The sequence below is a fragment of the Delftia sp. ASV31 genome (assembly GCF_016428765.1).
In the GTDB taxonomy this organism is placed as follows: domain Bacteria; phylum Pseudomonadota; class Gammaproteobacteria; order Burkholderiales; family Burkholderiaceae_C; genus Comamonas; species Comamonas acidovorans.
In genome coordinates this window covers 1-11,774 of the sequence record NZ_JAELTK010000128.1, presented here as the reverse complement: position 1 = coordinate 11,774, position 11,774 = coordinate 1, and the positions used below count along the sequence as shown (strand labels likewise).

8 protein-coding genes are annotated in these 11,774 nt (G+C 69.2%); 5 read left to right on the top strand and 3 right to left on the bottom strand.

Annotated features, from left to right (window positions below; translation table 11 throughout):
* Nucleotides 1–71 precede the first annotated feature (71 nt).
* Nucleotides 72–896, bottom strand: coding sequence for a hypothetical protein (locus tag JHD82_RS27245; protein ID WP_043824780.1), 825 nt, complete (start codon nucleotides 894–896; stop codon nucleotides 72–74).
* Between the two features lie 114 nt (nucleotides 897–1,010).
* Here JHD82_RS27245 and JHD82_RS27240 point away from each other — a divergent pair, with 114 nt between their 5' ends.
* The 5 genes from JHD82_RS27240 to JHD82_RS27220 all read left to right on the top strand — a co-directional run bounded on the left by JHD82_RS27240 (nucleotide 1,011) and on the right by JHD82_RS27220 (nucleotide 6,208).
* A complete protein-coding gene (locus JHD82_RS27240; RefSeq protein WP_012202467.1) occupies nucleotides 1,011–1,751 on the top strand; it encodes a helix-turn-helix transcriptional regulator in 741 nt (246 codons plus the stop codon).
* Nucleotides 1,752–1,933: 182 nt separating this feature from the next.
* Nucleotides 1,934–2,323: a YXWGXW repeat-containing protein gene (locus tag JHD82_RS27235; protein ID WP_013800295.1), complete on the top strand. Its 390-nt coding sequence runs from the start codon at nucleotides 1,934–1,936 to the stop codon at nucleotides 2,321–2,323.
* A gap of 162 nt (nucleotides 2,324–2,485) precedes the next feature.
* The gene (locus JHD82_RS27230; RefSeq protein WP_034368821.1) at nucleotides 2,486–3,493 is read left to right on the top strand and encodes a tripartite tricarboxylate transporter substrate binding protein; all 1,008 of its coding nucleotides are present in this window, start codon (nucleotides 2,486–2,488) and stop codon (nucleotides 3,491–3,493) included.
* Nucleotides 3,494–3,558: 65 nt separating this feature from the next.
* Complete coding sequence (locus tag JHD82_RS27225; RefSeq protein WP_199139902.1) at nucleotides 3,559–5,040, top strand: SidA/IucD/PvdA family monooxygenase; 1,482 nt, start codon at nucleotides 3,559–3,561, stop codon at nucleotides 5,038–5,040.
* A 7-nt stretch (nucleotides 5,041–5,047) separates the two neighbouring features.
* A complete protein-coding gene (locus JHD82_RS27220; protein WP_084027426.1) occupies nucleotides 5,048–6,208 on the top strand; it encodes a peroxidase-related enzyme in 1,161 nt (386 codons plus the stop codon).
* A gap of 170 nt (nucleotides 6,209–6,378) precedes the next feature.
* On the opposite strand, the gene JHD82_RS27215 is transcribed toward JHD82_RS27220, so the two are convergent.
* Nucleotides 6,379–8,997, bottom strand: a complete 2,619-nt coding sequence (locus tag JHD82_RS27215; RefSeq protein ID WP_199139901.1) for a sulfite reductase flavoprotein subunit alpha — start codon at nucleotides 8,995–8,997, stop codon at nucleotides 6,379–6,381.
* A 345-nt stretch (nucleotides 8,998–9,342) separates the two neighbouring features.
* Nucleotides 9,343–11,774 (bottom strand): choice-of-anchor U domain-containing protein (locus tag JHD82_RS27210; protein WP_307838125.1); only part of this gene is annotated, 2,432 nt, incomplete at its 5' end.

The following is an 11,774-nucleotide window of genomic DNA, read 5'->3' as shown; positions in this document are numbered from 1 at the left end:
TGGCACGGCGCCGGCCGTTGCGGTGGGGGCAGACGGGCTGCCGGTCTCTTGCTGGAACATCTTGTCTTCCCTCAACGGTTGGTGGCGCCGCCGTGGCCGCACGCATCGGCGCACATTGTGCCCGTACTGGTCATGCGCGCCGTGCCGGCCGCACGCAGCGCGGCGATCACGGGCAATGCGGCGGCCGCCGCCACCACATGCTTGAGGCTGTGGCCGGACACCAGCCCGGCCGTGGCCTCGAAGACGGCCGCATCGCCCCACTCCAGCAGCTTGGCCGCGCCATACCAGGCAATCACCACGCCCAGGCGCAGCGCCAGCGCGCCATGGCGCGGCGCCACGCAGGCCAGGCCCAGCACCGCCAGCATGCCGCCGCCCTGCACCAGCGCCCAGGGCAGCAGGTTGCCGCCATGCAGCCAGACCAGCACCGAGGCCACGGCGGCGACCAGCATGGCCACCGCGGCGCGCACGGCCACGCGGTCGGCAATGCGCGATTGCAGCGCCAGCCCCAGCATGCCGGCAAAGGCCATGGACATGCCCAGCCGGTCGCCGGCCAGGGTGGCATCGTGGGGTGCCCAGTGGTAGACGGACGAACCTATGGCCGAACACGCCAGCCCCGTGAAGAACAGCGCGGCCAGCCAGCGCAGGGCCGGCGCCAGCGCCTGGCTGCGCCGGTCCAGCAGCAGGCGCGCCCCCGCCACGGCGGCCCAGGCAAAGCCCAGGTTGCTGAGCACATCCAGCGCATGGGGCAGCGCCCCCCAGGCACGCTGGTCGGCAAATGCGTGAAAGTCCTGCGGCTGCGGCACGGCGGGGCCAAGCCAGGCGGCCAGCAGCAGCAGGGCAGCGCCCCAGTACAGCGCGCGCAGGGCGGCGGCCGGTGAAATCGATACGGATGGCATGTGTTGCTCCTCGTGAAAAGTGAGGCGCAGTGTGGCGAGCCGTCGGCCCTTCCAGCATCGTTTTTCTGCACCCGCCGCGCAAACCAGCACCTCGGGTATCGATAATCGCTACCCATGAGCACCACCGCCGACCTCGTCATCGCCCTCAAGAAGGAACTCAAGGCCGCCCAGATGACCTATGCCGACCTGGCGCGCGCCCTGGGCATGGCCGAGTCCAGCGTCAAGCGCATGCTGGCCAAGGGAGACATGCCGCTGTCGCGCATCGATGCCATCTGCCGCGCGCTGAGCCTGGACTTCGCCGACCTGGCGCGCCGCGTGGCCGACAGCCAACCGCTGCTGCAGGAGATGACGCCCGAGCAGGAGAACGCCGTGGTCGCCGACCGCAAGCTGCTGCTGATGGCCATCTGCGTGCTCAGCCAGTGGACGCTGGAGCAGATCGTGGCCACCTACCGCATGACCGAGGCCGAAGGCATCCGCTACTTGGCCCAGCTGGACCGCATCGGCATCATCGAACTGCGCCCCGGCAACCGCTACCGGCTGCGCCTGGCCAAGACCTTCCGCTGGCGCGCACGCGGGCCGGTGATGGAGTACTTCCGCGAGAACGCCGTGCTCGACTATTTCGGCGGCGGCTTCGACCAGCCCGGCGAGGGCATGCTGATGGTGCACGGCTCCATCGGCCGGCATCTGGCGCCCAGCTTCGTGGAACGCATACAGCGGCTGGCCCATGACTTTTCCCAGCAGCACCTGCAGGACCAGCGCCTGCCGCCGGGCCAGCGCGAGGGCTACACCCTGGTGCTGGCCATGCGCAGCTGGGAATTCACGGCGTTCACGGCGCTTCGAAGAGGCACTGTCTGACGGCGGCTGCAGGACGGCAGCCTGCGCTGCAGCGCCTGGCAACAAGGCTTCACCAAGGCGATACACAAGATTGCAAGACTTCGCGGCGCGGCAACCCGGGATTGACGATGGACCTGCACCATGCAGTCATGGATTCCTTTCACCAGGACTCCAGCCCGATGAACCAAGGACAAGGAGCCGCCATGATTTCCCTTCGCACACCGCTGATCGCCGCCACCCTGGCCCTGGCCGGATGGGCCGGCACCGCGCAGGCCCAGGCCAACGTGACCTATGCGGCGCCGGGCGCCGCCATCTCGGTCCAGTTCGGCGCGCCGCCTCCCATGCGCTACGAGGCCGTTCCTGCACCGCGCCGCGGCTACGTCTGGGCACCCGGCTACTGGCGCCCGCAGGGCCACCGCCATGCCTGGGTGGCCGGCCACTGGGTCAAGGCGCGTCCCGGCTATGTGTACCGCCAGCCCGTGTGGTCGCAGCAGGGCGGCCGCTGGGGCTACGCACCCGGCCGCTGGGACCGTGACCGCGACGGCGTGCCGGACCGCCATGACCGCCGCCCCAACAACCCCTACCGCCATTGATGGGCGCTTGCGCCCGGCATGAAGCCCGCCCCATCGGCGGGCTTTTTGCTGAGCGCTGCGGCCATGCCCACACTGGCTTCATACCAACATATGCATATAAAAGTGGCTCATTAAGTTCTCAGGAAAATATGGGAATTGATTCACCGGATTTCCCTGCACACCATGCGCCCCTCGTTTTTCCGCTCCTGGATTCCCGCCGCCGCCGCGGCCCTGGCCGTCTTCGGCTCCACCGCAGCGGTGGCAGCCGATTCGGCGGCTTCGTGGCCGCACCAGCCCGTGACCATGATCCTGGGCTTCCCGGCAGGCTCGGGCGTGGACGTGATCGCGCGCGGCGTGCAGGAGCCGCTGTCCCAGCGCCTGGGCCAGCCCCTGATCATTGACTACAAGTCGGGAGCGGCCGGCAACATCGCCAGCGAGATCGTGGCGCGCGCCAAGCCGGACGGCTACACGCTGGCCTTCGGCACGGCCGCCACGCACGGCAGCAATGCCGCGCTGTACAAGAAGCTGCCCTTCGATGTGGAAACCGACTTCGTGCCGGTGGCGCCGCTGATCGATGTGTCCAACGTGCTGACCATCAATCCCAACGTGATCAACGTCAAGAACCTCAAGGAGTTCGTGGACGAGATCAAGGCCAACCCCGGCAAGTACAACTACGCCTCCACGGGCAACGGCGCGGGCACGCACATGGCCTTTGCCGAGTTCAATGCGCGCCTGGGCCTGAACATGGTCCACGTGCCCTACAAGGGCGGCCCCGAGGCCATCACCTCGGTGCTGCGCGGCGAGACCTGCTGCATCATGAACCAGGTCCAGACCGTGCTGCCCCACTACAAGAGCGGCAAGGTGCGCCTGCTGGGCGTGACCACGGCCAAGCCCGTGGAAGTCATCAAGGAAGTGCCCACCATCGCCTCCAGCGGCCTGACGGGCACCAAGGGCTTCGACAGCTCGATCTGGTTCGGCATCTTCGCGCCCAAGGGCACGGACCCGGCCATCGTGGCCAAGCTCAGCCAGGCCGTGCGCGAGGTGCTGGAGCTGCCCGAGGTGCGTGCGCGCTTCGAGTCCCAGGGCAATGCGATCCGCATCGAAACGCCCGAGCAGTTCAAGAAAACCGTGCACAACGACCGCCTGAAGTGGGCACAGGTGGTCAAAGACGCGAAAATCAGCATCGATTGATGCCGTGCGCGCCCGCAGGCCCTGCCCCGCTGGCGCGCCTTTCCTCGTGAGTTCCTGGTGAGTCTATGTCCCTGACCGAACCGGCAGCCACGGCCCCTGCGGGCCTGGCTGCCCTTGAAGAACGCCTGCGCGACGACCTCGTCGCCCTGGGCTGGCCTGCCAAGGCCTGGATTCCTCCCTCCACCCGCGACGGCCAGCCCGTGCACGATGTCCTGGTCATCGGCGCCGGCCAGGCCGGCCTGGCCCTGTCGGCCGCGCTGTCCCAACTGGGCATCGCGGCCGTTTTGCTGGACAAGGCCCCGCTGGACTTCGAAGGCCCCTGGGCCACGACGGCGCGCATGGAAACCCTGCGCTCGCCCAAGGAGCTGACCGGCCCCGCGCTGGGCCTGCCCTCGCTGACCTTCCGCGCCTGGTTCATCGCCCAATGGGGCCGCGAAGCCTGGGCCGCGCTGGACAAGATCCCGCGCCTGCAGTGGATGGACTACCTGCGCTGGTACCGCCGCGTGATGCGCTGCGACGTGCGCAACGGCCACCAGGTCACGGCCATCCGCCCGCAGACCGACGGCACGGTCGAGGTCGATGTGACGGCCGATGGCGCCTCGCGCACCTGGCTGGCACGCCGCGTGGTGCTGGCCACGGGCCGCGACGGCCTGGGCGGCCCGCAGATCCCCGCCTTCATGCGGGGCGTGGACCGCAGCCGCTGGGCGCACTCCTCCGACGTGCTCGACTACGGCCGCCTGGCCGGCCTGCACGTGGGCGTGGTGGGCGCGGGCTCCTCGGCCATGGACAGTGCCGCCACCGCGCTGGAGAACGGCGCCGCCAGCGTGGACCTGCTGGTGCGCCGCAGCGACCTGCCGCGCATCAACAAATCCAAGGGCTCGGGCACGCCCGGCCTCACGCACGGCCAGTTCCTGCTGCCCGACGCCTGGAAATGGCGCATACGCCACTACATCAACGTGCAGCAGGTGCCACCTCCGCACGGCAGCACGCTACGCGTCTCGCGCCATGCCAACGCCCACTTCAACCTGGGCTGCGCCGTGCAGAAGGTGGAGCAGGACGGAGACCGGCTGCGCGTGGACACGCCGCGCGGCGTGTTCGTGCTGGACTTCCTGATCGTCTCCACCGGCTTTGCCATCGACTGGCGCCAGCGCCCCGAGTTCGCCGACCTGGCGCCCCATGTGCGCATCTGGAGCGACCGCTTCGTGCCCGAGGCAGGTGCCGAGGACCAGGAACTGTCGGACTCGCCCGACCTGGGCCCGCTGTTCGAGTTCCAGGAAAAGACGCCCGGCGCCCTGCCCGGCCTGGACCATGTGCACTGCTTTTGCTATCCGGCCGCGCTGTCGCACGGCACGGTGTCGGGCGATATCCCCGCCATCAGCGACGGCGCGCGCAAGCTGGCCCAGGGCCTGGCCTCGCTGTTCTACCGCGAGGACCTGGAACACCACTACGCCCAGCTGCAGTCCTATTCCGAGCCTGAGCTCGACGGCAGCGAATGGACGCCCGCCGACCCCGAAGCCCGCGTGCGGGCCCTGGCAGACAAGACCTGAGATACCCATGACCACCGCCAACGACACCATCGACCGCCTGGCCGGCCTGACCGACCAGTCCCCCGTTTTCGCCACGCGCCGCCAGCGCGACAAGGTGGCCATTGCCACCCAGGCCTGTGAGGACCTGCTGCTGGGCGACGGCCTGGCCGACAGCCTGTCGCGCGCCGAGCGCCTGGTGCTGGCCAGCGAGCAATGCCGCGTCAGCGGCGTGCAGGCCCTGGCCGATGAATACCGCCAGCGTGCCGAGTCCCTGGGCGATGCCCTGACGCCCGCGCTGCGCACCGTGCTGGCCCAGCCCGGCGCCCAGACCGGCAATGCGCGCCTGGATGCGGCCCTGCACTTCGTGCGCACCCTGGCCCTGCACCCCGCCGAAAGCGACCGCGCGGCCCTGCTGGCCATGCCCGAGTCCGGCCTGTCCATCGACGACACCGTGCTGGTGGCCCAGCTGGTGGGCTTCATCGCCTACCAGTTGCGCCTGTTCGCGGGCGTGCAGGCCATGGACGCGCTGGGCGGCCAGGCCAGTGCACCGGCTGCCGAAGCCGCCGCCGCACCCTTCGTGCACCCCGCCAACCTGCCGCCACCGGGCGAGCCGCTGCGCCGCAACGGCTACACCAGCGAGACGCTGGACTGGACGTCATGGTTGCCCGTGCTCGACCCCGCCACGGCCACGGCCGAGCAGCAGGCCGTGCTGGACCTGAGCCATCCCAAGGCGCGCACGTCGGACTTCTACCTGCTGCTGGCCCGCCAGCCGCGCGTGCTGTCGGAGCGCTCGCAGGCCTTCAACGCCATCATGTACGCGCCCGGCGGCCTGTCGCGCGCCGAGCGCGAGGTGGCGGCCACGGCCGTGTCGCGCTCCAACGGCTGCGTGTACTGCGCATCGGTCCACGCTCAGCGCTTCGAGCAGCTGGCCAAGCGCAACGATGTCATGGCCCAGATGTTCGATGACCCCGACACGGCCGGCACCAATGCGCGCGAACGCGCCATCATCCAGTCCTCGCTGGCCCTGACGCGCGCACCCGGCAGCTTTGGCGCAGCCCAGCTGCAGCCGCTGCGCGATGCCGGCCTCACCGACCAGGAAATCCTGGACATGCTGCATTCGGCCGCGCTGTTCGGCTGGGCGAACCGGTTGATGCTCAATCTCGGGAAAGAGAAGTACATCACCCCCTGAGGCGCTTACGCGCCTTCCCCCGTGGCACGGCGCCTCTCTACCCGCTTCGCGGGGAGGGGGACGACACCCTCGGTGCGGGGCGGCGCGGCCGGCGTAGGCCCTTCCTCGGTGTCCCTGACTTGGGCTGCGCCGGTTTTTATGCGCTGTGCCTTGAGACGCCGCGCTTCACCTCAGTACACATCCCTGCGGTAACGGCCTTCGACGATCAGGTCTTCGACGGCCGTAGCGCCCAGGATGTCGGCCAGCGCGGCATCAACGCCTGCGGCCATGCCGTCGGCGCTGCCGCAGACGTAGAGCACGGCACCGTCGGCGATCCAGTCGCGCAGGGGTTCGGCGGCTTCGCGCAGGGCGTCCTGCACGTAGCGGCGCCGGGCCTGGTCGCGGGAGTAGATGAAGTCGGCGCGCTGCAGCTTGCCTGCGGCCAGCCAGCCGGAGACCTCGGCCTCGCAGTACCCGTCATGGGCCCGCTGGCGTTCGCCGAACAGCAGCCAGTTGCGGTGGCGGCCTGCGTGCATGCGCGCCAGCAGGTGGCCGCGCAGGCCGGCATAGCCGGAGCCGTTGCCGATGAAGATGGCCGGCGCATCGGGCTCGGCATCTGCCTCGTCGCGCGGCTCGAAGGCGCGGTTTTCCACCAGTCTCATGGCCACGGATGTGCCCGGGGCCGCATGTGCCGTCAGCCAGCCCGACGCCACGCCCAGGCCGCCGTCATGGCGGGCCTGGCGCACCAGCAGCCGTACATGGCCGTCCTGCGGCAGCGAGGCGACCGAGTAACTGCGCGGCAGCAGGGGCCGCAGCGCATCGGCCACGGCCTGGGGCGCGGTGCCGGGGGCCATATCGCCCGGGGCCGGCAGCACGCTGGCGGCCAGCGCCTCGGCCAGCGTGCAGGTCTGCTGGCGCCATTGCACGGGGGCCGAGCCGTCACATTCCTGGGCGGCCAGCCAGGCCTGCACGGTGGCTGCGCCATGGCGTGGCAGCACCTCGGCCAGCGCACCAGCCCGCCACAGCGGGGCCACGCCTTCGGGCGGCGACAGTTCCAGCACGTAGAGACCGGCGCCCTGGCTGCCCGCATTGCACAGGCTGCGCGCCTGCAGCGGCCATGCGGCAAAGGCCGTGGCATCGGCCAGCGGGCCTGCAGCGGACGCAGGCAGCGCATCCGATGCAGGCGGCAAGGCCCCGAAATGCCCTGCCAGCGCCTGCTGCCAGGCATTCCAGGCCTGGGGTTGCTCGCCATCCATCTCGATCAGCGGAAACACGGGCTGTGCGCCCAGGCGGCGCAGCTGGTGGTCCAGCGCATGGCCAAAGCCGCAGAAGGCCGCGTACTGCCGGTCGCCCAGCGCCAGCAGGCCGTATTGCAGGTGCGGCAGTGCCGAGCCCGAGGCCGCGCCCAGCAGGCGCGCAAAGCGGCGTGCGGCATCGGGCGGGTCGCCTTCGCCGAAGGTGCTGGCCACGAAGAGCACGCGCCGATGGTGGCGCAGTTGCTCGGCATCCAGCGCCGCCACGGATTGCAGGCTGGCCGCCATGCCTGCACCGCGCAGCGCGGCCACGGTGGCCACGGCCAGGCGCTCGGCGCGGCCGGCCTGGCTGGCAAAGGCGACCAGCACGGTGTCCTGGCCCGCAGGCGCGGACGGTGGCGGCTCCTTCATCAGCGCCTGGCGCTCCTTGGCCAGTGCGCGCGCCTTGCGGCGGCGGTCCAGATAGAGCATCCAGCCCGTGATGGCGAACAGGGGCATGATCAGCGAGGCCAGCGTCATGAAGATGCGCCCCGGCATGCCGAAATAGGTGCCCATGTGCAACGGGTAGATGGCGCCCACGGCGCGGCGGCCCGTGGGCAGGTCGGCATAGCGCTCGTCGCGCTGCACCGTGCCGTCGGGCAGCAGGGCCATCTGGTTGCGCGCGCGCTCATGGGCAGCTTCGGCATCCAGCCAGCTGATCTGCAGGGGCTGGCCCGCGCGCTCGGGCAGGCGCAGCTGGGCGAACTGCCAGCCATGGGCGATGCGCTCGAAGGCGGCCCAGCCAGGCGCGATGTCGATGGGCTGCTGCGCGCCAGCCGGCTCAGGCCGGCCGCCACCGGGTTTCGAGGACGGCGCCGCGGGAGCGGCCACACGCGGCGGCACGCCGGCCCAGCCGTCCACCGTGCTGCGCACCACGCCAAAGGCCCAGTACATGCCGGTGCAGGTGAACACCACATAGGCCACCAGGGCCCAGGTGCCCGCCACCGAGTGCAGGCCCCAGAGGAAGGAGCGGCCCTTGAGCGCCGGGTCGAAGGTCAGCCAGGTGCGCCATGACAGCGGCCGGCGCGGCCAGCGCAGGTACAGGCCCGACAGCGACAGCATCAGCAACAGGCCGGCCAGCGTGCCCGTGATGGGCTTGCCGTCATCGCGCGACAGCAGCAGCCAGCGGTGCAGGCGCTCCACCCATTCGAAAAACTCCGTGCCGTGCTGCTCAGGCAGCTGTGCGCCCGTGTAGGGATCGACAAAGACCGTCTGGCCCCGGCGCTGGCCGGCCGGCGGCTTGAAGGCCACCTGGGCCGAGCGGCCGGGCTCGGCAAAGACGGTGATGCGCTGGACCACGCGCTGCTCGCCGGCCTCGCGCAGCGCCTGCGCAATCTGCGGCGGCGCCAGCGGCGCGGCCTCACGCGCGGGCACGGAGGCCGTGCCGGGATTCATCCATCCCAGGATTTCCTCGTGGAACGAGAACACCGCGCCCGACAGCCCGATGACGATGAGCACCGTACCGGCCGTAATGCCGACGAACCAGTGCAACTGGAACCAGATTTTCTTGAAAGTCATGGGGAGCAGGCGAGCAGGCGACGTCGGTCGGAAATCCATTGCGGTGCGCAACGGAACATCAGGACAGAACGGTGCATGGAAGGCAGGCGGGCAGAGATGAAAGTGCGCGGCACCTGTGCATCGGCCCCGGGCGGCGTTGGCCGGGACTTGTCGACGGAAGGCGCCAATCAGCGAGAAATTCTAAATTGTTCTCATTTACGGCGTGTTGCACGCGCGATAGGCCCGCAAGGCGGCCTGGGGTTACGGGCAGGCTTGAGCCGCCGGGATGCAGTGCCTGCGCCCAATGGAAATCGCCTGCCGAAACAGGTTCGGCAGGCGATGGTTCAGCACCTCTTCAACCGTGTGTCAACCGCGTCTGCGGCGCAGATTCCACAGGCCTGCGGCCAGCATCAGCAGCATGGCCATGGCGAGCATGCGCGGTTCGAGCGCAGGGATCGGCGTGGCATCCGGTGCCGCACCCACACGCGCCGGACCGCTGGGATCCACGATCACGCCATTGGCTGCGCGATCATCATCACCCTGGCCGCCATCGGTGACCACCACCGAGGTCGTATTGCCCGACACCACCGCACCCGGAGGCTGATACCAGGAGTCCGCCGCCCCTGCGGACGCTGGACCGAACTTCCAGTACGCCATGCCGGTCACCGGCCCCGGCCAGGTGACGCTGACCGTGATCGAGCTGCTGGCCGTACAGCCGCGAGCCACAAAGTGCACATTGCCATACGGGAAGCTCAACTGGCCCGGCGCACCCGCCGCAGCCGCGACGAAGGACGACTGCGACACATCGAACCCGCAGCCCGCGCCACCACCGCTCAAGGTCGCCGTGGCATTGCCTGCCCCGGTGGCTGTCGGACCAGTGAAGGTCGTTCCGAGCACGTTGAGCGAAGTCGTTGTGGCAGGTCCGGTGTTGCCATTACCAGGATTGGTCTGGGTCGCGCTGATCGTGTGCAGACCCGGCGTCGGCAAGCCGCCGCCTGGTGTGCAGCTCCACGTCTGATCGGCCGCGACGATTGCCGTACACAGCGTCGTCGAGCCATCCTTCACCGTGATCGTGTAGCCCGGCGTGCCGGTGCCGGATATCTGCGGATAGCCTCCCACCGTGGTCGGCGAAACCGTCAGCGTCGGAGCCACCGGCACCTGCGTGCTGGGAGTGACCGGCGTTGCTGGTGTCGAAGCGCAGTTCGTCGTGCAGCCCGTCGTCGGATTGACCGGGTTGATGCCACCCGACGGATCGTAGGAAGCCGTGTTCGTGCTCGAGCCCACTGCCGTCGGCACGGCCGGCAGGTTGAAGCTGGTGTTGCCACCGGCCGCCACTGCCGCAGTGAAGTTCACCGTGCAAGACAGGATTGCCGTGCCATTGCCCACGAAGGGGAAGGTGTTGGGCGTGCAGGTCGCACTGGCCACATTTGCACCGGTCGGCGCACCCGTGATGCTGATGCCTGCAGGCACCAGGTCCTTGATGGTCACGCTGGTGGCGGGACCAAACGCTCCAGCCGCATTCGCTACCGTGAAGGCGTAGTTGAACGCAGTTCCCACAGCCAGGCTGCCGGGGTTGGCTTTGGTGACCGTCAGCGCAGGCGTGCCAGGGGTCACCGGCGTGGAAGGCGTCGATGCGCAGTTCGTTGTGCAACCGGCCGTCGGATTGACCGGGCTGATTCCGCCGGACGGATCGTAGGAAGCCGTGTTCGTGCTCGAACCCACCGCCGTCGGTACAGCTGGCAGGTTGAAGCTGGTGCTGCCACCGGCCGCCACCGGCGTAGTGAAGCTCACCGTGCAAGACAGGATCGCCGTGCCATTGCCCACGAAGGGGAAGGTATTGGGCGTGCAGGTCGCACTGGCCACGTTTGCGCCGGTAGGCACGCCCGTGATGCTGATGCCTGCAGGCACCAGGTCCTTGATGGTCACGCTGGTGCCAGGACCGAAGGCACCAACCGCATTCGCTACCGTGAAGGCGTAGTTGAACGCAGTCCCCACAGCCAGGCTGCCGGGATTGGCCTTGGTGACCGTCAACGCAGGCGTACCAGGCGTGACCGGTGTGGTCGGTGTCGATGCGCAATCCGTCGTGCAACCGGCCGTCGGATTGACGGGGCTGATGCCGCCCGACGGATCGTAGGAGGCCGTGTTGGTGCTCGAGCCCACCGCCGTCGGCACTGCCGGCAGGTTGAAGCTGGTGTTGCCACCGGCCGCCACTGCCGCCGTGAAGTTCACCGTGCAAGTCAGCACAGTGCTGCCATTGCCCGCAAACGGGAAGGTGTTGGGCGTGCAGGTCGCACTGGCCACGTTCGCACCGGTCGGCACGCCCATGATGCTGATGCCTGCAGGCACCAGGTCCTTGATGGTCACGCTGGTGGCGGGGCCGAAGGCACTGGCGGCGTTGGACACGGAGAACGCGTAGTTGAAGGGCGTGCCTACAGCCAGGCTGCCGGGGTTGGCCTTCGTGACCGTCAACGCTGGCGTACCAGGCGTCACCGGCGTGGAAGGCGTAGATGCGCAGTTCGTTGTGCACCCTGCCGTCGGATTGACCGGACTGATGCCGCCCGATGGATCGTAGGAAGCCGTGTTGGTGCTTGAACCCACCGCCGTCGGAACAGCCGGCAGGTTGAAGCTGGTGTTACCACCCGCTGCGACCGAAGCCGTGAAGTTCACCGTACACGTCAGCACGGAGCTGCCATTGCCCGCAAACGGGAAGGTATTGGGCGTGCAGGTCGCACTGGCCACGTTCGCGCCGGTCGGCACACCCGTGATGCTGATGCCTGCAGGCACCAGGTCCTTGATGG